We start from the raw sequence: 22,840 nt of genomic DNA, 5'->3' as shown, positions 1-22,840 counted from the left end.
TAAGAGCATACATGAAAGTCAACATTAAAATTTTGCTTGCTGCTACGGCAATCTTATCATTGATTAGTTGCGGACAAAAAAGCAATGAGAGTGAGGGAGCAACAAAAGAAACGGAAAAATCCGAGTCTGCAAAGGAAGAGAATCACGAGGAAGAAGCAGCTACAATTGCTACTTTGACACACGAGCAGTTAAAATCTGTGGGAATTATTCTGGGAACGATTGAAAATAAAAATCTTACCGCTTCAATTAAAGTGAATGGAGCTTTAAGAGTTCCGAATAACAATAAAGCAAATGCGACGTCATTGTATGGCGGAGTTGTTAAAACACTTAAGGTGCAATTAGGTGATTATGTTCGTAAAGGACAGGTTATTGCAACAATCGAAAATCCGCAGTTTATACAGTTGCAGGAGGAATATCTAACTATTGGAAGTAAAATCACACTGGCAAATCAGGAATTGAAGCGTCAGCAAGAACTTCAGGAAGGGAATGCAGGGGCTCTGAAAAATTTGCAGAGCGCAACTGCCGAGATGAATGCGCTTCGGGCACGTAAAGCATCATTACAGAAACAAATTCAGCTTATGGGAATAAATCCGGCTGGAATTAATTCAGCTTCATTAAAATCAGCATTAACAGTTACAAGTCCGGTGAACGGAACGGTAAGCAGCGAGTTTGCTAAAATAGGAAGTTATGTTGATGTTTCTTCTCCTGTGGTAGAAATTGTAGATAATAGTCTTATTCATCTTGATCTTCAGGTTTTTGAAAAAGATCTTCCGATGGTGAAAGTGGGACAAGTGGTAAATTTTACTTTAACAAATAATCCTACAACTTCTTATACAGCAAAAGTATTTAATATAGGATCATCATTCGAAAACGAAAGTAAAACAGTTGCAGTGCATTGTACTGTAACCGGAAATAAAACAGGATTGATTGACGGAATGAATATCACGGCAATGATAAGTATTGGGAATGCGCTTACAGCTGCAGTACCCAATGATGCAATTGCAGAAGCTGACGGTAAATATTATATTTTTGCCCAAACAGATAAAAAGGCAGAAGCAGAACATGAACATGAAGCTGAATCAGGTGAAAAGCATAATGAGGCCGAAGAAAAGAAAATTGCTGCAAACAGTCTGAATTTTGAAAAAATTGAGGTATCAAAAGGAGTTTCAGAACTTGGATATACAGCTATAACTCCGGTTAAAGAAATCCCGGAAGGAACTAAAATAGTGACCAAAGGAACGTTTTTTGTTAATGCCAAACTAAGTAATTCAGGAGGGCACGAACATTAATTAAAGAGATAATTTCTAAATTTTAAACAAATAAAAAAATCCCGTAGAGAGTTTCTACGGGATTTTTTTAGCGCTATATTTTTCATTTTCATGCTAAAAAGAAATTACAATTTAGCAAGATCATCAATAGTATAAAATTTAAGACCTTTATTTTTTGCATATTTACAAAGATCCTCTAATGCAGAAAGGGGAGTCTCTAATTTTTCATCGGCATTAGCAACTGTTTTATGCCCATAAAAAATCACTATTTTATCATGAGCCTTCGCGTAATCCATTAGACTTTTATAGTATGGAATATTAAATTGTTTGTAGTCATCATCTATTCCGAGTCCGTAAACTACTCTGTTGCCTTCGTAATAACAATATTGGGATTCCGGTACAATTTCTTCATAGGTTGTACCTCTTATAACATCAAAATGTTTAAGCAATTCGTTATCCAGCTCGGCATCGCGTGCTCCGTCTGGGTAAGCAAAAGAGTGTATATTGAAACCATCTTTGGCCATGGCGGCTTTCAAAGGTAAAATGTCGTCATTAATATATTTTTCCAATCCAAATTCTTTTGAATATTTTAGGGCATTAAGGTGATTATAACCATGACCTGCAATATCATGGCCTCTGTCTTGTAAATAATGAAGTTTCAGTTTTTGTTCTTTGGTCAGACTTCCATACCAACAAACAAAAAATGTTGCTTTCCAGCCTAACGGCTGTAATAGCTTATCGGCGTTGTACCAATCGTCTATATAGTCGTCATCAAAAGTGAACAAGACACCCGGCGGGTAGGGTTTTTTAAGTGGCTTTCCTTCAGCTTTTTTCTCTTCCGGGTAAATTTTAACGGCTAATATTATGGTAACTGTCAAAACAATGATTATTCCTGCAATACTTTTTATTGATAATGACTTCATAGAAGTGAGATGTTTTTAGTTCGTACAAATTATAACATTTTTAGAAGATTAGCAAAAAAGAAGTAGTATTTTACTTTGTAAATAGATTGGGTTAATATAGAATAGACAAAGATTTAACAAATAAGTGTTGTGGCGGGAAGTTTATCTTAATATTTTTGTAGTGTGCGAAAAATTTCCCTGTACATATTAATCCTTTTGATAAACTTTAATAATTGCTTTTTTGGGCAATTGTCAAAAGTTCCTGTACTTATACAACATTACACAGAACATCAGGAAAGATCGGGCGGACTTGCCTTTTCAGATTTTATCGCCATGCACTATTTAGGACAGGACATTAATGATAATGATGAAGATCGTGACATGCAGCTTCCTTTTAAGAAAGTTGATCCACATTCTCAGCATGTTGTTTTTATTCCGAGTCGTATCTACACTTCCATATTAACTTTAATTTCATTAGATGCTGAGTTTGTAAATAATTACAAAACAAATCTGCATGCAAATCCTTATTTAGGAAGTCTGTTCAGACCTCCAATTGTATAATTCTTTTTATCGGAAATAACAATGCCATGCTGTTTTAGTACCGCGTGAGTATTGCATTTTATTATTCCTCAAAAAGAAAATATGCTAAATAAAATAATCCAATTTTCAGTTAAAAATAAACTGGCAATTGGCATCTTTACATTGCTGTGGATTATCTACGGTGTGTTTGAAGTTAGCCGTTTGCCAATTGATGCCGTACCCGATATTACAAACAATCAGGTACAAATAATTACCACAGCTCCATCATTAGGAGCAGAAGACGTTGAGCGTCTGATTACTTTTCCGATAGAACAGGCAGTAAGTAATATTCCGCAGCTTAAAGAAAGCCGCAGTATTTCAAGGTTTGGTCTGTCTGTCGTTTCTATCGTTTTTGATGATGATACAGATGTGTATTGGGCGCGTCAGCAAGTAACAGAACGTTTGCAGAACGTCGAAATAGACGAAAACGCCAATATGCCCGAAATGGCTCCGGTGACAACAGGTTTAGGAGAAATCTATCAATATGTTTTAAAACCACAGCCAGGATACGAAAGCAAATATTCTTTGGAAGATTTACGAACGATTCAGGACTGGACAGTACGCAGACAATTACTTGGAACTACTGGTATTGCTGATGTTTCTACTTTTGGAGGAAAACTAAAACAGTATGAAGTAGCCGTAAATCCTGCCAGATTAAAGGCTCAGAATTTAACCATAAGTGATGTTTTTACTGCGCTAAGTCGGAGTAATCAAAATACAGGAGGAGCTTATATTGAGAAAGGCCCAACAGTATCCTATATTCGAAGTGTTGGTCTGGCCAAAAAGATAGAAGATGTTGAAAATATTGTTATTAAAACTACTCAGGCAGGAACTCCGGTTTTGGTTAAAAATGTAGCAGAAGTAAAATTATCTTCAGCGATACGTTATGGTGCTTTAACTACAGATGATATTGGAGAATCTGTGGGAGGAATTGTGATGATGCTCAAGGGAGAAAATGCCAGTAATGTCATTGAAAATGTCAAAACAAAAGTTGCCGAAATAGAAAAAATCCTTCCCGAGGGTCTTAAAATAGAGCCTTTTCTGGATCGCACCAAAATGGTCGATAATGCGATAGGAACGGTTGAGCATAACTTGTTAGAAGGGGCATTGATTGTTGTTTTGGTTCTGGTTCTTTTTCTGGGAAATTTACGTGCAGGTCTTATTGTAGCTTCTGTAATTCCGCTTGCTATGCTTTTTGCCATTATTATGATGAATACTTTTGGTGTAAGTGGTAATTTAATGAGTTTAGGAGCACTCGATTTTGGACTTATTGTAGACGGAGCGGTTATTATTGTTGAAGCTATTCTGCATCATATTCATTCATCCAAAAAGTATAAAACGATCGATAACATTTCTCAGGAAGAAATGGACAAAGAGGTTCAGGGTTCTGCTTCGCGAATGATGAATGCCGCTGTTTTTGGTCAGATTATTATTTTGATTGTTTACCTGCCTATTTTATCATTGCAGGGAATCGAGGGAAAAATGTTTAAACCAATGGCTCAAACGGTTGCTTTTGCCATTTTAGGAGCATTTATACTTTCGCTAACCTATGTGCCAATGGTGAGTGCTTTATTCATCAGTAAAAAAATCAGTCATAAACCTACTATTTCAGATCGTGTTATGCTCAGACTGGAAAGCTGGTATGAAAAGGCACTTACTAAAGCATTAGACGTTAAAAAAAGTATTGTAATTAGCGCAGTTGTTCTGTTTGGTTTTGCAGTGTTTTTATTTGGTTTGATGGGAGGTGAATTCATTCCGCAGCTGGAAGAGGGGGATTTTGCAGTAGAAACCCGATTGCTTTTAGGAACCAACCTTTCGACTACAACAGAAACGATTGTAAAAATTTCGGCTGAACTTAAAAAACAATATCCAGAAGTTGATAAAGTGGTTTCCCGAATTGGAAGTGCTGAAATTCCGACTGATCCAATGCCAATAGAGGGAGGGGATATGATTATTGTTCTGAAAGACAAATCAGAATGGACAAGTGCTGAATCTTTCTCGGAATTGGCAGAAAAAATGGCTAAAACGGTTCAGGAAGTTGCTCCGGGAGTTACGACAGGTTTTCAGTTTCCGGTGCAAATGCGTTTTAACGAATTGATGACTGGCGCAAAACAAGATGTTGTTTGTAAAATTTTCGGAGAAGATTTGGATAAGCTTGATGAATATGCAGAGAAATTGGGAGCCATAAGTCAGACGGTAAAAGGAACTGCAGATTTGTATGTTGAAAAAGTTACCGGAATGCCACAAATTGTAATTGATTATAATTGGGGTGAAATGGCAAAATATGGGTTGTATGTACAAGATATAAACCGAACAGTAAATGCGGCTTTTGCCGGAGCAGTTGCCGGAAATATATATGAGGGTGAAAAACGTTTTGATCTTGTTGTAAGAGTTGAAAACAGCGGAAGACAAGGAATCGAAAACGTGAAAAATTTACTGATTGCAACGCCATCAGGAGCGCAAATCCCATTATATCAGGTTGCTTCTGTTCAGGAAATTGAGGGGCCGAATCAAATTCAGAGAGAAGATGCTAAGCGACGAATCATTGTAGGTTTTAATGTTCGAGGACGAGATGTACAAAGCATTGTAAATGAATTGCAGCAAAAAGTAAATACGCAAATAAAACTCGATCCCGGTTATTATATTACTTACGGAGGTTCTTTTGAAAATTTGCAACAGGCCAAAAGCCGATTAGGAATTGCTGTTCCGGCTGCGTTGCTGATGATTTTCGCACTTTTATATTTTGCCTTTAAATCGTTTAAAGAAGGAATTATCATTTTTACAGCAATTCCATTATCTGCTATTGGTGGCGTTTTTGCCTTATGGATGCGTGATATGCCGTTTAGTATTTCCGCTGGAGTTGGTTTTATTGCGCTTTTTGGAGTTGCAGTATTAAACGGAATTGTATTGATATCCGAATTTAACCGAATACAGAAGGAAGGCGAAATCACCGATCCTTTTCAAATTATTATTACCGGAACAAAAAACAGACTTAGACCAGTTCTTATGACAGCTGCGGTGGCCTCTTTAGGATTTTTGCCAATGGCATTAAGTAACGGAGCAGGAGCAGAGGTACAACGCCCACTAGCTACCGTAGTTATTGGCGGATTGGTTACGGCTACTCTTCTTACACTTTTAGTACTTCCGGCTATTTATCTCATGACGTACAGTATAAAACCCTTTAAGATGAAAAAGAAAAAGAAAAACATTGTGACTGCTATTATTGTCCTCTTTTTATTAAGTGGTTTTAATGGCGTTTATGCACAGCAGACTGAAAAAATTTCGTTACAACAATCTATAGAAATTGCACTTCAAAATAATAATCGTATTAAAGCAGCAAAGTATAATGAAGAATCAAAACACTTTTTGAGTAAATCTGCATATGATCTTCCGAAAACACAGCTTGATGCTGATTACGGACAATTTAACAGCAGAATTAATGATACGCGTTTTGGGATAAATCAGACCATCAATTTTCCAACTGTATATTCCAGACAGAAAAAGGCTTTCATTGCCGGTAGCGAAGCAGCAAAGGCACAAAATCAATTAACACAACAGGAAATAAAATCAGGAGTCCGTAAATTATTTTATGAATTAGCCTGGCTGAATAACAAGCGTGAGCTTCTTCATTATGCAGATAGTATCTACCGTTTGATGGAAGAAAAATCACAATTACGATTTAAAACCGGAGAAACTAATATTTTGGAAAAAAGTGCTTCGCAATCTGCCCGACAATATTATACCAACCAATTAAATATGCTGGAATTGGATGTAGATATTGCATTGCGTTCTTTTAATGCTTTATTACAGGATGACAAGATTTACATTCCGGTAAAAACAAATGTAAAGATAGCATCAGAGCAACTTTTGGAAGTTAAAAATGCAGATGATCTTCCTATAGCTAAATTGTGGCAACAGGAAGCTGAAGCTGCAAAATGGCGATGGAAGACCGAAAAAGCACGCCTGATGCCGGATCTTAATTTTGGGTACAATAATTTAAGTATTACCGGTTTTCAGACCAATGCTACAGGTCAGGAAGTGTATTATGGCTCAGGTGACCGATTTAGTTATGTTACTGCAGGAATAAGTGTTCCTTTATTTTTTGGAAGCCAGTCTGCCAGAAGTAAGGCTGCAAAAGCAGAATATCAAAACTTTCAGACACAGGCAGAAGCGGTAAAAATTGAAGTTTCGGCTCAAACGAAAAATGCGGCGAAAGAAGTTCAGAAATACAATGAAAGTCTTCATTATTATGAAAGTGAAGGACTGGCAAATGCGCAAACAATTATTGATGCAGCAAATAGCCAGTTAAGAAATGGAGATATAGATTATCTGCAATGGGTTTTAGTGGTAAATCAGGCTATCACGATTAAAAATGAATATCTGGATACGGTAAATAATTTCAACAGAGCCGTAATTACTTTGCAAACATTAACAAACTTGTAATTCAATGAAAAAGAATATATATACTGGGATAATAGCTGTTGTAATGCTTTTTTCTTCTTGTGTAAAAAAAGAAGAAACAGCCCAAAAAGAAGTTTCCGGAAATAATGAATCAAATGTTGTAACATTATCTACAGAACAGGCAAAGAATGCGGGAATAGTTTTAGGTAATCCGCAAGAGAAAGAGCTTAGTGCTACAATACAATTGCAAGGAGAAGTTTCTGTACCGCCCCAAAGTTTAGTAAATGTAACATTTCCGCTGGGAGGTTATATTAAAAAGACCAATATAATAGCCGGAATGCATGTAAAAAAAGGCCAGGTTCTGGCGGTAATTGAAGATATGCAATTTATACAATTGCAACAAGATTATCTTACAGCAAAAGAACAGTTTAAAACAGCAAATCTGGAGTATAATCGCCAAAAGGAGCTTAATGCAAAAAAAGCAAGTAGTGATAAAGTTTTTGAACAGGTAACGGCGGAGCGCGAAACACAGCGTATAGCAATGGCTTCTTTTGGACAAAAACTGGATTTATTAGGGATAAATGTCAATAGATTAACAGCAGCAAGTATTACAAAATCTATTAATGTAGTTTCTCCTGTAAATGGACTGGTTTCTAAAGTAAACATTAATAATGGAAAATATGTTGCACCAACCGAAATGCTTTTTGAGTTAACAAATATTCAGGATGTGATGCTTACTTTTAATGCTTTCGAAAAAGATGTAAGACTTTTAAAAGTAGGACAAAAACTGGAGGTTTACAGTAACAATGATCCTGAAAAGAAGTTTAGTGCCAGAATACAATATATTAATCATAGTTTAAATGAAGATCGTGCAGCCGAAGTTGTTGCTCGTTTAGATCGATATGATAGTTTGTTTTTGCCTGGTTTATTTGTAAATGCAGCTATACATGTCACCAATAAAAAACAGCTTACATTGCCTGAAAAAGCTATTGTAGACTGGAAAGGAAAAAGCTATGTATTTGTTGCCGACAAAAAAGACAGTTATCAAATTGTTCCTGTAGAACCCGGAACAGTACAAAATGGTTTAAAACAATTTACGGCATCCAATATTACTTCTTCGTCAAAAATTGTTGTAGAGAATGCTTACACACTTTTAATGAAAGCGATGAACCATGTGGAGTAATGCCTGGTAAATTATATTTTAGTTTAATACAATTAGAAATAAAAGCAGCGGTCATGGTATCGCTGCTTTTGTATTTAGAATTTTCTTTATTAGTAATTGGATTTTAATTAATAGTTACTAATTTTTCAAAACGTCCGTGCCTACTGATCGAAATATCTTTAAGTAAGGTTGAAGATAAGGTGGCTAAATACGGAATTCCGTTCTCGTCTTTTACAACACCTTCGTCCTTGACCTCAATCACGCTATTAATATCTTTCAATACACTTACTGCGATGGTATGAATACTTTCAGAAGTAATCAGGGTTTTGGTATAGTAAATGTTTTGATTGTATGTAACTTCGCCTGAGGCATCATTTTCATGCAGTGAGTTTATAATGCAAGACAGTTTTTTAGGACTGTATTCTCTAATTTTGGTTTGTCTGTTATAAATTTTATAAGCAGCTTCCTTCATGCTCCAGAGCAGCCAAACCATAATCTCCTGATCAGGATGATTTTTGATAAGTTCCTGCTCGTCTGGTGTGAAAATTTTTTCAAGAAAACCTTTTCTTTGCCAGCTGCTTTCTATCCTGGATTGTGCCAAATCTATAACATCGTTGCCAATCATTTTGATGCAAGTTTTGTTTCAATGATTTCAAGTACGGCTTTTACATTCAGCATACGTTCCATATCTTCATTATCAATTACAATATCAAAGTTCTCCTCGACATCAAGAACGATATCGACCAGATTGGCAGAGTTAATATTGAGATCTTTAATAAGATCTGTTTCTTCAGTTAGATTGTCATATGCTTCTGTATTTGCAGCATAAGGCTTTATAATAATTTTCAATTTTTCGGTAAGTTCTTTTCTGTCCATATTAGTTTTCAAATTTTTTAAATATTACGCATGCATTTACATCACCAAAGCCAAAACTTGCTTTGGCTATTATTTTTGGATTATTAAAAGTTGTTTCTAAAAGTACTTTTGAAGGATCAATAAGTGCCGTAATTTCGGGATGAAGATCAGCGCAATTTCTGTTACCAAACAGAAAACCTTCGTGTAGCTGCAGGATCGAAGCGACACTTTCGACACTTCCAGAAGCGCTTAAACAATGTCCGGTTAAGCTTTTTAAAGAATTAATATATGGAAAATTTGTGCCCTCACGTTCCAGAGCTTTCGTCCAGTTTTCAATTTCCAGCCCGTCTTTTGTAGTGGCGGTAAGATGGCCGTTGATTGCATCAATTTCTAATGATGAAATTCCGGCGTTCTCAATAGCACTTTTAATACATTTTTGAACTGCAGTACTGTTTGGCGCGGTCATACTGCCACCATCACGTTGTCCGCCAGAATTAACGTTACCGCCTAGTATTTCAGCATAAATTGTTGCTCCTCTTTCTAAGGCGCTTTCGAGTTCTTCAATTACCAAAGCACCGGCTCCGCTGCCGGGTACAAAACCAGAAGCAGTGGCACTCATGGGTCTTGAACCTTCTTCAGGCTTTTCGTTAAACTTAGAGGAACATACACGAAGTGCATCAAATCCTGCCCAGATATACGGACCACTGTCTGATGTACTTCCTGCCAAGATGCGTTTTGCCTGTCCGGATTGGATACGATCGTATGCCATTAGTATTGCTTCTGTACCGGTAGTACAAGCAGATGAATTTGTTGTAACCTGATTTCCAAGGCCGAGTTTTCCGCCAAGATAAGCACTTATTCCGCTGTTCATTGTTTGCGCTACTACAGTACTTCCTAGTTTTCGGATTTGCATTTCATCAATTTTATAAATGCTTTCACGAAATTTATCGATTCCGGATGTTCCTGCACCAAAAATAACCCCGCTATCCCAATCAGGATTTTCATTTACAGACAGTCCGGCATTTTCCCAGGCTTCCATACCCGCAATTACACCATACAAAATACCTGTGCTGTTAAATCCGCGAAGCTCAAGCTCTGTAAAATAATGTGATTTTAGTTCCTCTGATATTTGTGGCTGACCTGCAATCTGACAAGAGAATTGTAATTCTTCTAATTGCGGGTCATGCCGTATGCCCGAAATTTGGTTTTTGATGGCATCAGTAAATGCAGGAATACCGACCCCATTTGGTGCAGCAATTCCGAGACCAGTTATTACGATTCGTTTTTTCATAATTTTTGAGTTATCATTCCGGCAAGTATTCCTCTGCAAACTTCCTGTCCTGTTTCATTTTTCATAACGGCCCTACATTTAAGTTTGCCAAAACGAAAGAATATTTTCTCTGAACTTACCGTTACTTTTTCATCCGGATATACAGGTTTTAAAAACTCCATATCAGCAGAAGTAAAGGCAATTACAGTATCTTTTTTGAGATCATTATCTAATAAAAATATTCCCAGACAAACCAAACCAATCTGAGCCATAGTTTCTGTAAGTATAACACCCGGTGTTACAGGATTATTTTTAAAATGTCCTTTATAAAAATCAAGTTCTTTCTTAAAAGTATAGGTTCCGGTAATCCCGTTTTCATCTGCATGCAACAGTTCATCTACAAATAGAAATGGTGTGCTGTAGGGAAGTTGCGTTATAATATCAGTTAATTTCATGATTTTTTATAAATAATTACCATTGTATCAGAACTCGTTGTGCCGAAAATCCGGGACCAAAACTTAGCATCAAACCTTTTTCTCCTTTTTTAGGATTACGATCCATAATACGCTCCAAAACATATAAAACAGTGGCACTGGACATGTTGCCGTATTGTCTCAGAACTTCTTTTGTATCGTCAATATTTTTTTCAAGACCAGAGAAAAGAGATTCGACAGTTGTGACTATTTTTTTTCCGCCCGGGTGAAATATCATGTGATCTATATCTTTAATTTCAAGATTGTTTTGTTTTAAAAACGGATGTATAATATCGCCAAAATGAGACGAAATAGTATCAGGAACTTCAATATCGAGTACCATTTGTAAGCCATTATTGGTAAGTTTAAAGCCCATCATATGCTCAGCATCGTAAAAATGATACATTTGTTCATCCAGAATTTCCGGACCATGATCTTCCTCACTTGAAGATAAAAGACAACACGCAGCTCCATCACCAAAAATAGCGGCACTGACAATATTGGGCATTGAGAAATCATTAAGCTGAAATGTTGCTGTTGGCGATTCTACAGCTATAACGGCAGCACGTTTGCCGGGATTGGATTTTAGAAAATTCTTAGCGTATATAATTCCGGATATACCGGCAGCACATCCCATTTCGGTCACCGGAAGACGCACAATATCCTGACGAAGTTTCATTTTATTGATAAGAAATGCATCTAACGACGGAATCATAATGCCAGTACAGCTAACGGTTATAATATAATCAAGGCTCTGCGGATCCCAGTCTGTTTTTTCAAGTGCTTTTTCGAGTACCTGACTCCCAAGAATAATCATTTCCCTGCTGTAAATGTCATTTTTCTCTTCAAATGAAGTCGCGGTAAAAACTTCTGATGGTTCCATTATAGAATATCTTTTATCCACAGCTGCGCCTTGAAATATTTTTTTAACTTTTTTTATAAATCGATCTTCTTGACCTTCAAGCCATATATCAACATAAGGAAGAATATCCTGGGTAGTTCGGGAATATTTTGGAAGTTGTTTTACGGCTGTTACTATTTTTACGCTCATATTTTTTTTATTATCCACTGGTAGCGAAAAGCCCATTTCCAGTTTATGGTATAGTTTTTTAAATTCAGTTTTCTGGAGAAACTCTCCAATTCATTTTTTTTAAAACCTCTTAAAATAGAGACTAATCCATCTTCTCTTGACATACTGTTGAGGTTAAAAATAACACAGATTATTTCAAAAAGACGATAGGCCACCTTACTGCGATGTAAATCGTTTATGATAACACCTGTTGCAGCATTGTTATGTAATAAGTCTAGAATATCTTCTATTTGTTTATTGCTAAAGTGATGTAATGTAAGTGTGCATAAAGCGATATCATATTTAAAATGTTTGAAATCGGTACTAAAAATATCCATGCAGCAATATTCTATGTTCGGATATTCTTTAGATAACGATTTGGCATAGTTTATAGTAAAAGCATTGGCATCTAAGCCAATTAGTTTAAAATTGTAACCTTGTTTTTTGCCATATTGAGCAAGCATTCGCAACATATCTCCATTACCGCAACCAATATCAGCGATTGTGACTGGCTGGCTGGAATTTATTTTTACCGGGAGTTGCTTTAATCCGTGTAATATCAGTTTATTTCCTCCTAATAGTTGATTAATTTTGGCAATTTGATCCAGAGCATTGATTAATTCCGCTCCTTCAAGCGAGAAATCGTCCATTATCTCGGTTTCTTCTGTTCTATATTTGGTGCTTAAACTCATCTAGTTAATTGTTACGGGGCTACCATGTGTTTGCCTGATTATTGCTGACAGTAAAAAAGGCATTGATGCTGCTACAGAAGTCATAACATTAGAGAAAGTTTTATAACTTAAAGCTTTTGCCAAAAGTCTCCCAAACAGTAATCTTTTGCCAAAATGTTTTTTCCACTCTTTGCTGTATTTTTCTTCTAATACGTTTCGTGATTTAATTTTTCCTGCATAAAAATCAAGTACAAGCTCAGCTGCTATTTTTGCGCTATGTATTGCCATTGCCATGCCATTACCACACATTGGATGTATGAGGCCGGCTGTATCTCCAATCATGAGTATATGATTTTCTACAGGCAGTTTTTTATCAAATGATATCTGACTAATCGTGAGTGGTTTCTCAAAAAGAGGAGTACTGTTTTCAAAAATTGACTTTAGTTTTTTATTCTTATAAAGAACAGATTTTTGATAATCATCTATGTTTTTATACTTTTTAAAAGTTTCATAATCCGCCAGATAACAAATATTCAGAATACCTTTTTCTACGGTTGAAACGCCACAATAACCACCTCTAAAATTGTATAAGGCAACAAGTTTATCATCAAAATTTCCCGTATAATGTCCTTTGACGGCTAACCAGGGAGATTTTTTCGAAATAAAACTCCGCGACAGAGATTGATCGATGTTGGACCTCTTTCCGTAAGCGCCCAATACTATTTTTGCAGATAAAGTACGTTCTGAGGTGCTTATTGTAAAGATTTCATTTTCAAAAACAACTTTAGTAACTAATTCAGTAAGCACTGTGCAGCCATTTTGTACCGCAGTTTCAAAAAGAAAATTATCCAATGCATAACGACTGATTCCAAAACCACCTAGCGGAAGTTCTGTTCGGGCACTTTTGCCATTTTGTGCCGTAAATTCAAAATTGGTTATTATGGAAGGATGGAGTTTTATAACATCAGCACCCAGCCATTGCAGATAAGGCAAAATTTCGTTTGATATATATTCCCCACAAACTTTATGTTTAGGGTATTCTGTTTTTTCAATTAGAGTAACCTTCAATCCATTTTTGGATAAATGCAAAGCACTGGCCAGACCGGCAAGACCTCCTCCAATAATAATGATATCCGGATCTGTTCTCATACTACCAATTTAGTCATAAAATCTTAAATATCTTTTACATAATTTCATTAAAATTTAATTTTATTGTTGAAAATCTTATACTTAAGATATTTTTTGACTTTTTAAATTATAAGGAATTGCATCTAAGAAGAGTGGTATTGGGAAGGACATGATTGGTATATTGAAAAAGAAAAGCAGAATACCAAAAGGATGCTGAATTTTGAAGCTATACCAATTAGATAATTTAAGTTTATTAAAATGTCTGCTATTGAGACAAAAGTTTACTATTTGTAAATAATTTTAATTAAACAGAAATTGTATTGACACTTCTGTGGCAAGTGAAATCGATGACTGGGATTTATGAAAAATATACTAATTTTTAATTATATCCCTATTTTACTGGTTTAAAGAGTCATTTTTGTACTATTGGTAGTTTTATTTTTTACATATTCTTAACAAACCAACGGTTGTAATTTTCATTTCTTTAACAATTAGATAATTTTAATTTTTTCACTATTTGTAAAAATCGTGGTTAATTTGCTTTAATAAATTTAATATTTGTAAACAAACTAACCATGAAAACAATTTACAAGGCAATTTTTATTTTATCTCTTTTGCTTTTTGCGGAAAACATGACAGCCCAAAAAGCTACAATTAGAGGAACTATCACCGACTCACAGTCTCCGCTGCCGGGAGCTACTATTATATTATCAAATAATCAAAAAGCAACAACCGATTTTAGTGGTTATTTTACTATACAAGATGTAAGAGCAGGAAGTTTTGATCTTCAAATCTCTTATATAGGTTATGAAGTAAAAACAATTAGAATCGAAGTAAAAGACAATGAGCAGTTAAATTTAGGAATCATTCGATTAGAAACCAACTCAAAAGAATTGAATGAGGTTGTGGTAAGTGGAATGAGCCAAAGAAACAGTGAAGCAAGAGCGCTTAACATGCAGAAAAAATCAATGAGCATTGTAAACGTGATTGCTGCCGATGGTATTGGTAAATTACCAGATCGTAATGCTGCCGAAACAGTTCAGCGTATGCCGGGAGTTTCGATTGAGCGTGATCAGGGTGAAGGACGTTTTGTTTCGGTAAGAGGATTACCACCTTTTTGGTCATCAACTACAATTAACGGAAACAGAATTCCAACTGCAGAAGAAGAAACGACTTCAAGAGCTACGGCATTTGACTTTTTTCCATCAGATTTAATCGCCTATGTAGAGGCTACAAAAGCCATTACGCCAGATATGGATGGAGATGCTATTGGCGGAAGTGTAAATTTTACCACACAGACTGCTCCAACCAAAAAAACAATTAAGGCAAGTGTCTTTAGCGGTTATAATCAAAAATCGGATAAAGGAATTTACAGCGGATCGCTTACTATTGGGGATAAAAGCAGAAACGGAAAGTTTGGCTATATTATCAATGGAACGTATTGGGACAGAAACTGGGCTACGGATAACTACGAAGCCAGAAGACAAGGTGATCAGGGTGTTTATCGTTTAGAATTAAGAGACTATACCGGAGTTAGAAAAACGACAGGTTTAAATGCAGCGATGGAGTTTAACCCGTCATCGAGAGACAAAATTTTCCTGAAAGCAACTTACGGAGGACTTTCTGATGAGGAAACACATTACAAGCACCGCATCAGATTTGATAAATTCAACACTACTACAAATGCTTTAACGGTAGAACAGCAGGATATTCATAATGAATTGAAAACTCAGTTTGTTGGAATTGATTTAGGAGGAAAACATCAATTGCCTAACGGAAATTTAGACTGGAGTCTGGCTTCTTACCGAAACGAGTTTAAATACGGAAATATTCCAAACGCTGAAGATAATAGTTATTTCCTGATTCAGTTCAATCAAACAGGAGTGGGAGTTAAACCTGAATATTTAAAAAATGTACCAATAACAAGTGGAGGAGCAGGAGGTCCAAGAGCGTATTGGGCTGCAGATGGCGGAATGCTGGATCCTAATAACCCAAAATCGATATTTGATTTTTATTCAGATCCAAATTTCAAAACAGATCCAACAAAGATGAAATTCTCAACGTTGGAATTATATAAAATTAGCATTGTGGAGCGTGACAATATTATTGCTGCCGTAAACTACGAACATAATTTTAATGAAAGTCTTAAAATGAAATTTGGTGTAAAATTAACCGATAAAGATCGTATTGCTACGTTTAGAGATGAATATTACAATTGGACAGGATCACCAACACCATTTTTATCGAATTATAGTTCAGATTTGATCAATCAGCCGGGAGGAACAGATTATATGAGAAGAGAAACAGGAACCAACATAGGTAACACATTTGGGCCGGTTTTATCAGCTGACGGAATGACTAAACTATTTAATACCTCTCAGGCAAATCTGGTTTTGAATCCTGCAGATTCTCAAATTCCGGAATTAGGAAAAGGTTTGGGAAGAAATTTCAATGTTGACGAAACGACTTCTTCTGCTTATGCGATGGCAACTTATTTATTAAATGATAAATGGACCATTTTAGGAGGTTTGAGAACGACTCATACAATTACAAAAGTTACAGGAAAAACAGTAGAGAATAATGTTGTAGTTGATGCAGAAAATACAAAAACGTATACCTCTGTACTTCCAATGCTTCATGTAAAATATTCTCCAATCGAGAATTTAAACTTACGATTTGCTACAACAAGAACATTTGCCAGACCAAACTTTGGAGATATTTCGCCGGCAGGTTCTTTAAATACAATTGATGGAGAATACGCAGGAGGAAACCCAAATCTGAATCCGACTTATTCATGGAACTTTGATTTATTGGGAGAATATTTTCTTGATGAAGTAGGATTAATCAATGCCGGAGTATTCTATAAATCGATTACAGATCCAATTTTTGATGACACCTATCAAGGTACCATAAACGGAATTCCTGATATTGAGATCAGTTCGCCTACAAATGGAGGTAATGCATGGATTGGCGGTGTTGAATTTGGAATCACAAAAAGATTCAGCTTCTTACCAGGATTCCTGAAATATTTCGGAACTCAGATTAATGCAACATTGATGAATTCTGAAATGACATTAGGACAAAACACTAATAATCCAAACGGAAGAAAAGTGTCAACTCCTTATCAGGCAAAAGAATTATACAACTTGCAATTGTTTTACGAAACCGGAAAACTGAACGTGAGAGCAGCATTCAATCATAAAGGAGCGTATGCCATAAGTTTTGATGCCAACGCCAAGAATACTGATATGAATGATATTTATTACGGTAAATACAACTCACTGGATTTTTCAGCTTCTTACAAAGTAGGAGATCATTTTACCATTTTCAGTGATGTAAATAATGTACTAAACGAACCTTTGATGTACCATTTTGGAGAAACTCCAAACCGACCAAAACAAGTAGAATACTATGGTGCAAAGTTCAATCTTGGTTTAAAATATAATTTATAGACAACTATAAGTTAACCCGTTGGATGTTGGGAGATTTTATTTTTACAGTTTATTTTTTTTGATCGAACTGCACTCAACGGGTTTTAAAATTCAAAGCATTATTATCACTCTAATATTAAGGAACTAATGGCATCAAAAGCGTCTAATTTCAGCTTTATACTCAAAACATCCATAGCAGCATTTGGCACTTATTTTTGTATGTATGCTTTTAGAAAACCGTTTACGGTAGCTACATTCGACAATATGTCTTTCTGGGGAATTGATTATAAAATCTTATTGATTCTGGCACAGGTTTTAGGATATACGTTTTCTAAGTTTTTAGGTATCAAAATAATATCCGAATTAAAATCGTCTAAACGAATTTTATACTTAATAAGTTTTATCGGTATTTCAGAATTGGCCCTTTTAGGTTTTGCTTTAGTGCCCGCACCATACAACATTCTGTTTTTATTTATCAACGGACTGCCTTTGGGAATGATTTGGGGAATTGTATTTTCTTATATCGAAGGGAGAAGAACAACCGAATTATTAGGCGTTATTTTATGTTCCAGTTTTATAGTTTCTTCCGGAGCAGCAAAATCGGTTGGCGTATTTGTATTGAAAGTTTTAGGCTGTACCGAGTTCTGGATGCCTTTTGTTTCGGGTCTTTTTTTTATTATTCCGTTAATTGTATTTTCATTGTTTTTGGAAAAAATTCCAAATCCGGATCATGAAGATCTGGCCTTGCGATCAAAACGAAAGCCACTTGGCAAAAAAGAGCGCGCTTCATTGTTCAGACAATTTGCTTTTCCGTTAACGGCAATTATTGTATTCTATGCCATGTTAACAGCAATGAGAGAGTTCAGAGATAATTTCGCCAGAGAATTATGGGATTCACTAGGTTATAAAGAAAGCATTTCAATCTATATGTATTCAGAGATTCCTATTGCAATTTCGGTTTTGGTTATTTTAGGGTTTTTAGGGAGTATGAAAAATAACTACAAAGCCTTCAAAAATTATCATTTGGTATTATTCATAGGTTCTGTACTTATTGGAGCAGCTACATTCTTGTTTCAAAAACATTTAATGGCACCACTTCCGTGGATGATAATCTCAGGATTTGGCATGTACATTTGCTATATTCCGTTTAATGGTTTGTTTTTTGACCGAATGATTGCTACCTATAAAATAGACGGAAACGCAGGTTTTTTAATTTACATAGCTGATGCTTTTGGCTATTTGGGAAGCGTTTTGGTTTTATTATTTAAAAATTTCGGAAATAAGGATATTTCGCTTTTAAGTTTTTTTACCACTTGTATTTATCTGTTATCCTTTGTAGGGACGATAACTGCAGTAATGTCTTTTAATTACTTTAAAAGAAAATTCAAAAAACAAACAAAAATCAGTACAACTCCTTTATACACTTGAACAAAGGAAAAATTATAAAACACAAAAACAATTTACACATGAAAGATAAATATGATTTAATCATAGTTGGATCAGGGGTTTTGGGTACATTTCATGCCTATCATGCCTTATTAAAAGGAATGTCTGTTGCCATTTTAGAAAAAAACACCAAACCGGAAGGAGCCACCGTTAGAAATTTTGGTCAGGTTGTACCATCAGGAATGGATAGAAAATGGCAGAATTTTGGGAAAGAAAGTTTAAAGATTTATAAAGATATTCAATCGCAGTTTGATATCAGTCTTCGTCAGAACGGAACAGTTTATTTAGCCTCAAACGAAGAAGAAATGCAATTGATAGAAGAATTGCACGAGATTAATATGGCAAACGATTACGAATCTAATTTACTGACAAAAGAACAATGTCTGGCAAAATATAGTGGTTTGCGATCTGATTATTGTACGGGAGGGTTATTTTTTCCGCAGGAAGTTACGGTAGAACCTTCAACCATGATTCATAAATTACATCAGTATATGACCACCAATTTAGGTCTTGATTTATTTATGAATACGACTGTTGTTCATACTGAAGACAAATTTAGTGAAGTAATCGCAACAACTTCGACAGGAGTGGAGTACAAAGCTTCGAAAATCATTATCTGCAACGGAAGCGATTTTAAAATTTTATATCCGGAAATTTATAATAACAGCGATCTGATTGTTTCTAAACTTCAGATGTTGCAAACCAAGCCACAACAGAATTATAAACTGGATGGTTCTATTTTAACCGGATTAACGATTAGAAGGTATGAATCATTTGAAGAATGTAAATCATATGCGGCGATAAAAGCAAAAGAAAATCCGGAGAGTTTTGAGAAAAAATACGGTGTTCATATTTTATTTAAACAAGCTTTAGACGGATCTGTAATTTTAGGAGATTCACATGAATATGCCAGCGCAAAAGAAATAGATTCTTTAGGATTTGATTTGAATATGGATATCGATCATTTTATGATTGAAGAAGCCAAAAAAATCATTGATCTGCCAACGTACGAAATCCAAAGCAGATGGTTCGGGATGTACTCTCAATGCAAAACCAAAGATATTTTTGAGCATACAATTGGAGAAAACATTCACATCATAACAGGAATTGGAGGCAAAGGAATGACAGGAAGTGCCGGATTTGCCAAACATAATATTGATAAAATTTTTAATGCATAACTTTTTTTAAAGCCACAGATTGCACAGATTAAAATGATTTTTCTTTAAATCAGCGAAATCTACAACCCTAGTGATAGCGAACAGAAGAAGCAATCTGCAAGGAAAATTAAACACTTATAAATTTCACAAACGAATAAAAAATTATTAGTGAAAATTAGTGCAATTTGTGGCAAACATTTTTTAATCTTTTTAATCCTTTAATCTGTGGCAAAAAACATTTTTAACACATAGAAGAATAGATTTTATTCGAATAAATACTCTCAAACATGTAATGACATGTTTATAAAAATAAATACACACAAAATGAAAATGAATGAAATTGAAATGGTCGTTTTTGATATGGCCGGTACAACTATCAATGAGCAAAATATAGTTTACAAGTCTCTGCATAAATCTATTAATAAATTCGGAATTGATGTTTCGCTGGAATTGGTTTTGTCTCTGGGAGCGGGAAAGGAAAAATATCAGGCTATAAAAGACATCTTAAAATACATCAATATTACCGACACAGAAAAAACAGATTTAATATTTGAATATTTCATCGAAATACTGGATCAGGAGTATCTAACAGCAAAGGTTTTACCTATTGAAGGTGTTGAAAACGTGATAGAAAACCTGAAAAAAGATGGTGTAAAAGTAGTTTTAAATACAGGTTACAACAGTTTAGTGGCCAATGCATTATTAGAGAAGTTAAATTGGAAAAAAGGTATTCAGTATGATGCATTAATTACAGCCGATGATGTTGAATTAGGAAGACCTTTTCCGGATATGATATTTAAAGCCATGCAGCTTTTTGATATTGCAGATGCTTCTAAGGTAATCAAAGCCGGAGATTCTGCTATTGATATTGAAGAAGGTAAAAACGCAAAATGTGGTATTACAATTGGTGTTTTATCAGGAGCACAAACCAGAGTACAGTTAGAGGAAGCCAAACCCGATTATATCTTAGATTCTCTGGCTTCATTATACAGCATTATGAATTAAAATATTCTAAATACATAGAAACATAAAATTTAGATATTCAAAAAAGGCGTTTTACTTATTTGGATGTAGATCGTTATTGCCACAGATTAAAGGATTAAAAAGATTTGAAAAAAAAATCTGCTAAATCTGCAATCCCGATAGCTATCGGGAGCGTGAAAAAATACAGACATTCTATTTTGAAAAAAGCATCTTTTATAAACTTAAAAGTATGTTTCTATGTATTAAACGATTAAATTAATTAGTTAGAATAAAATCCCTGCAGGAAAAAGTTTTACAAGTAAATTAATAGTAACCCATAAAACAATTCAACCCAATGAAAAAGATTTTTAGATTAAGTTACGTTACAATTCTTGCAAGTGTACTTTTAGTCACTTCATGTACAAATGATCCAGCACTAACAAGCGATGAAAAAGCAATAACTACAGCAAAAAACAGCGCTAAAACCGGGAAATCTGCTGTAGTAAGCAGTGGTGTAAAAAAGTTGCTTATTATTGGTATCGATGGTTGTCGTGGCGATGCTTTAATGGGAGCCAATACACCAAATGTACATGCTTTACTTTCTAATTCAGTTTACAGTTTAGATGCTTTGACCGAAGCGCCAACCTGGAGTGGAAATGGCTGGTCTACCATGTTAAGCGGAGTTACGCATTTAAAACATGGGGTAACAGACAATTCATTTTCAAGTCCGAATTTCGGAACTTATCCAAGTTTTCTAAAACGTCTGGAAACGTATAATGCAGCATTAAAAACAATGTCAATCGTGCATTGGGCGCCAATCAATACCTATATTGTTGACGGAATTGATGTTGAAAAAACACTGACTACAGATTTGGCTGTTAAAAATGAAGTGGTGGCAGCACTTACAAACGATAATCCGGATGCTTTATTTATGCATTTTGATGATGTCGATCACGCCGGCCACAGTTATGGATTTTCTGTAAATGTTCCGCAATACAAGGCTTCTGTCGAAACAACTGACGGGTATATTGGAGAAATCTTGACAGCTTTGAAAAACAGGCCTAATTATGCCAATGAAGACTGGCTGGTAATCATTGCACCAGATCATGGCGGAATTGTTACAGGTTCAACAGGATCTCATGGCGGATCATCTTATGAAGAGCGAAATATTTTTACCATCTTCAACAATAAGAATTTCGCTTCGACTAAAATCGAAAAACCAGTTGATCCTACAACCACTATTACAGGTAAATTTGCCAATTTTAATACTAATAGTATTTATGCTTCAACCAATAATGCTCTTTATAATTTCGGAACTTCAAGTTTTACTATTGAATGCCGGGTAAAAACTTCCGGTTATTCAAGCGATCCATCAATAGTTTCGAATAAAAACTGGGTAAGTGGTAAGAACCGCGGATTTGTAATTTGCGCCAATACCGGAGGAACCTGGAAAGTAAATATCGGAGATACTCAGAATCGTGTAGATATTTCGGGAGGAAGTATTAATGACGGAAAATGGCACCATTTAACATTGGTTGTAGATCGTACAGCAAAGTTGGTTAAAACCTATCAAGATGGCGCTTTTGTTGGTCAGGCAGCGATTGTTGCCAGTTTTGGAAGTTTGACTTCGGGATTGCCTTTTGCTGTCGGACAAGACGGAACACTGACTTATGGTGCCAACGTAAACGGAAACATTGCTGAGGTTCGTGTTTGGAATAAAGCACTTTCTGAAGCTTCGATTTTAAACTATACCTGTTCTTCTGTTACGACTTTGCATCCTGACTATTTAAATCTTATAGGATATTGGAAAAGGGATAACGGAACTGGAAACAACTTTACAGATTCAAGTTCAAAACAAATAAATCTTGCTTTTTCTACTACACCAACATGGACAACCAGTACAGCAACTTTAAAATGCGGAACTGCAACTGGAGTTGTTCCAAAAATGGTAGATATTGCTTATTCATCCCTGCAGTGGTTTGGTGTGCCAATTAATTCAGGATGGTCATTAGACGGTCGTTCCTGGCTTCCTGCGGGAAATTAAAATATATTTAGAATTGTGTTT

The 22,840-nt window shown here is 35.4% G+C and carries 17 protein-coding genes; 9 read left to right on the top strand and 8 right to left on the bottom strand.

Annotated features, from left to right (window positions below; genetic code table 11):
• Positions 1–11: 11 nt before the first annotated feature.
• Positions 12–1,289 carry an efflux RND transporter periplasmic adaptor subunit gene (locus tag OLM51_RS13510; protein ID WP_264551129.1) on the top strand — a complete coding sequence of 426 codons (1,278 nt, stop codon included), beginning with the start codon at positions 12–14 and terminating at the stop codon, positions 1,287–1,289.
• A gap of 104 nt (positions 1,290–1,393) precedes the next feature.
• Here OLM51_RS13510 and OLM51_RS13505 read toward each other — a convergent pair whose 3' ends face one another.
• Positions 1,394–2,191: a polysaccharide deacetylase family protein gene (locus tag OLM51_RS13505; protein ID WP_264551128.1), complete on the bottom strand. Its 798-nt coding sequence runs from the start codon at positions 2,189–2,191 to the stop codon at positions 1,394–1,396.
• Positions 2,192–2,386: 195 nt separating this feature from the next.
• On the opposite strand from OLM51_RS13505, the gene OLM51_RS13500 reads away from it, so the two are divergent.
• The 3 genes from OLM51_RS13500 to OLM51_RS13490 all read left to right on the top strand — a co-directional run bounded on the left by OLM51_RS13500 (position 2,387) and on the right by OLM51_RS13490 (position 8,333).
• Positions 2,387–2,731, top strand: a complete 345-nt coding sequence (locus OLM51_RS13500) for a hypothetical protein (RefSeq protein WP_264551127.1) — start codon at positions 2,387–2,389, stop codon at positions 2,729–2,731.
• 81 nt (positions 2,732–2,812) lie between these two features.
• A complete protein-coding gene (locus OLM51_RS13495; RefSeq protein ID WP_264551126.1) occupies positions 2,813–7,192 on the top strand; it encodes a CusA/CzcA family heavy metal efflux RND transporter in 4,380 nt (1,459 codons plus the stop codon).
• Positions 7,193–7,196: 4 nt separating this feature from the next.
• Positions 7,197–8,333 carry an efflux RND transporter periplasmic adaptor subunit gene (locus OLM51_RS13490; protein ID WP_264551125.1) on the top strand — a complete coding sequence of 379 codons (1,137 nt, stop codon included), beginning with the start codon at positions 7,197–7,199 and terminating at the stop codon, positions 8,331–8,333.
• 103 nt (positions 8,334–8,436) lie between these two features.
• Here OLM51_RS13490 and OLM51_RS13485 read toward each other — a convergent pair whose 3' ends face one another.
• From OLM51_RS13485 to OLM51_RS13455, 7 genes are read right to left on the bottom strand one after another with little or no spacing between them, the layout of a single operon-like run.
• Positions 8,437–8,937: a 4'-phosphopantetheinyl transferase superfamily protein gene (locus OLM51_RS13485; protein WP_264551124.1), complete on the bottom strand. Its 501-nt coding sequence runs from the start codon at positions 8,935–8,937 to the stop codon at positions 8,437–8,439.
• Complete coding sequence (locus OLM51_RS13480; protein ID WP_264551123.1) at positions 8,934–9,188, bottom strand: acyl carrier protein; 255 nt, start codon at positions 9,186–9,188, stop codon at positions 8,934–8,936. Before OLM51_RS13480 ends, OLM51_RS13485 begins: the two co-directional genes overlap by 4 nt.
• A gap of 1 nt (position 9,189) precedes the next feature.
• A complete protein-coding gene (locus OLM51_RS13475) occupies positions 9,190–10,458 on the bottom strand; it encodes a beta-ketoacyl-[acyl-carrier-protein] synthase family protein (protein WP_264551122.1) in 1,269 nt (422 codons plus the stop codon).
• The gene (locus OLM51_RS13470; RefSeq protein WP_264551121.1) at positions 10,455–10,892 is read right to left on the bottom strand and encodes a 3-hydroxyacyl-ACP dehydratase FabZ family protein; all 438 of its coding nucleotides are present in this window, start codon (positions 10,890–10,892) and stop codon (positions 10,455–10,457) included. Before OLM51_RS13470 ends, OLM51_RS13475 begins: the two co-directional genes overlap by 4 nt.
• 16 nt (positions 10,893–10,908) lie before the next feature.
• Positions 10,909–11,961: a type III polyketide synthase gene (locus OLM51_RS13465; protein WP_264551120.1), complete on the bottom strand. Its 1,053-nt coding sequence runs from the start codon at positions 11,959–11,961 to the stop codon at positions 10,909–10,911.
• Complete coding sequence (locus OLM51_RS13460; RefSeq protein ID WP_264551119.1) at positions 11,958–12,671, bottom strand: methyltransferase domain-containing protein; 714 nt, start codon at positions 12,669–12,671, stop codon at positions 11,958–11,960. The genes OLM51_RS13465 and OLM51_RS13460 overlap by 4 nt, the downstream gene beginning before the upstream one ends.
• Positions 12,672–13,799 (bottom strand): NAD(P)/FAD-dependent oxidoreductase, encoded by a 1,128-nt coding sequence (locus OLM51_RS13455; protein WP_264551118.1) that lies wholly within the window; start codon positions 13,797–13,799, stop codon positions 12,672–12,674.
• A gap of 554 nt (positions 13,800–14,353) precedes the next feature.
• On the opposite strand from OLM51_RS13455, the gene OLM51_RS13450 reads away from it, so the two are divergent.
• The 5 genes from OLM51_RS13450 to OLM51_RS13430 all read left to right on the top strand — a co-directional run bounded on the left by OLM51_RS13450 (position 14,354) and on the right by OLM51_RS13430 (position 22,819).
• The gene (locus OLM51_RS13450; protein WP_264551117.1) at positions 14,354–17,230 is read left to right on the top strand and encodes a TonB-dependent receptor; all 2,877 of its coding nucleotides are present in this window, start codon (positions 14,354–14,356) and stop codon (positions 17,228–17,230) included.
• A gap of 126 nt (positions 17,231–17,356) precedes the next feature.
• Positions 17,357–18,637 carry a DUF5690 family protein gene (locus OLM51_RS13445; RefSeq protein ID WP_413614523.1) on the top strand — a complete coding sequence of 427 codons (1,281 nt, stop codon included), beginning with the start codon at positions 17,357–17,359 and terminating at the stop codon, positions 18,635–18,637.
• A 38-nt stretch (positions 18,638–18,675) separates the two neighbouring features.
• Positions 18,676–19,833: a TIGR03364 family FAD-dependent oxidoreductase gene (locus OLM51_RS13440; protein WP_264551116.1), complete on the top strand. Its 1,158-nt coding sequence runs from the start codon at positions 18,676–18,678 to the stop codon at positions 19,831–19,833.
• 276 nt (positions 19,834–20,109) lie between these two features.
• Entirely contained in the window at positions 20,110–20,817 is a 708-nt protein-coding gene (locus tag OLM51_RS13435; RefSeq protein ID WP_264551115.1) for a phosphonatase-like hydrolase, read from the top strand.
• A gap of 313 nt (positions 20,818–21,130) precedes the next feature.
• A complete protein-coding gene (locus OLM51_RS13430) occupies positions 21,131–22,819 on the top strand; it encodes a DUF4983 domain-containing protein (protein ID WP_264551114.1) in 1,689 nt (562 codons plus the stop codon).
• Positions 22,820–22,840: the final 21 nt, after the last annotated feature.

Source organism: Flavobacterium sp. N2038, from assembly GCF_025947185.1.
Taxonomy (GTDB): Bacteria; Bacteroidota; Bacteroidia; order Flavobacteriales; family Flavobacteriaceae; genus Flavobacterium.
Note: the sequence above shows the minus strand (reverse complement) of the source record. Positions and strands in the feature narration are given on the sequence as shown.

What these genes read in the sequence shown, in the direction of transcription:
- OLM51_RS13495 (WP_264551126.1), top strand. Translation starts at nt 2,813, where the DNA reads ATGCTAAATAAAATAATCCAATTTTCAGTTAAAAATAAACTGGCAATT.
- OLM51_RS13450 (WP_264551117.1), top strand. Translation starts at nt 14,354, where the DNA reads ATGAAAACAATTTACAAGGCAATTTTTATTTTATCTCTTTTGCTTTTT.
- OLM51_RS13435 (WP_264551115.1), top strand. Translation starts at nt 20,110, where the DNA reads ATGTTTATAAAAATAAATACACACAAAATGAAAATGAATGAAATTGAA.
- OLM51_RS13455 (WP_264551118.1), bottom strand. Translation starts at nt 13,799, where the DNA reads ATGAGAACAGATCCGGATATCATTATTATTGGAGGAGGTCTTGCCGGT.
- OLM51_RS13445 (WP_413614523.1), top strand. Translation starts at nt 17,357, where the DNA reads ATGGCATCAAAAGCGTCTAATTTCAGCTTTATACTCAAAACATCCATA.
- OLM51_RS13510 (WP_264551129.1), top strand. Translation starts at nt 12, where the DNA reads ATGAAAGTCAACATTAAAATTTTGCTTGCTGCTACGGCAATCTTATCA.
- OLM51_RS13490 (WP_264551125.1), top strand. Translation starts at nt 7,197, where the DNA reads ATGAAAAAGAATATATATACTGGGATAATAGCTGTTGTAATGCTTTTT.
- OLM51_RS13430 (WP_264551114.1), top strand. Translation starts at nt 21,131, where the DNA reads ATGAAAAAGATTTTTAGATTAAGTTACGTTACAATTCTTGCAAGTGTA.
- OLM51_RS13465 (WP_264551120.1), bottom strand. Translation starts at nt 11,961, where the DNA reads ATGAGCGTAAAAATAGTAACAGCCGTAAAACAACTTCCAAAATATTCC.
- OLM51_RS13440 (WP_264551116.1), top strand. Translation starts at nt 18,676, where the DNA reads ATGAAAGATAAATATGATTTAATCATAGTTGGATCAGGGGTTTTGGGT.
- OLM51_RS13505 (WP_264551128.1), bottom strand. Translation starts at nt 2,191, where the DNA reads ATGAAGTCATTATCAATAAAAAGTATTGCAGGAATAATCATTGTTTTG.
- OLM51_RS13480 (WP_264551123.1), bottom strand. Translation starts at nt 9,188, where the DNA reads ATGGACAGAAAAGAACTTACCGAAAAATTGAAAATTATTATAAAGCCT.
- OLM51_RS13475 (WP_264551122.1), bottom strand. Translation starts at nt 10,458, where the DNA reads ATGAAAAAACGAATCGTAATAACTGGTCTCGGAATTGCTGCACCAAAT.
- OLM51_RS13470 (WP_264551121.1), bottom strand. Translation starts at nt 10,892, where the DNA reads ATGAAATTAACTGATATTATAACGCAACTTCCCTACAGCACACCATTT.
- OLM51_RS13460 (WP_264551119.1), bottom strand. Translation starts at nt 12,671, where the DNA reads ATGAGTTTAAGCACCAAATATAGAACAGAAGAAACCGAGATAATGGAC.
- OLM51_RS13485 (WP_264551124.1), bottom strand. Translation starts at nt 8,937, where the DNA reads ATGATTGGCAACGATGTTATAGATTTGGCACAATCCAGGATAGAAAGC.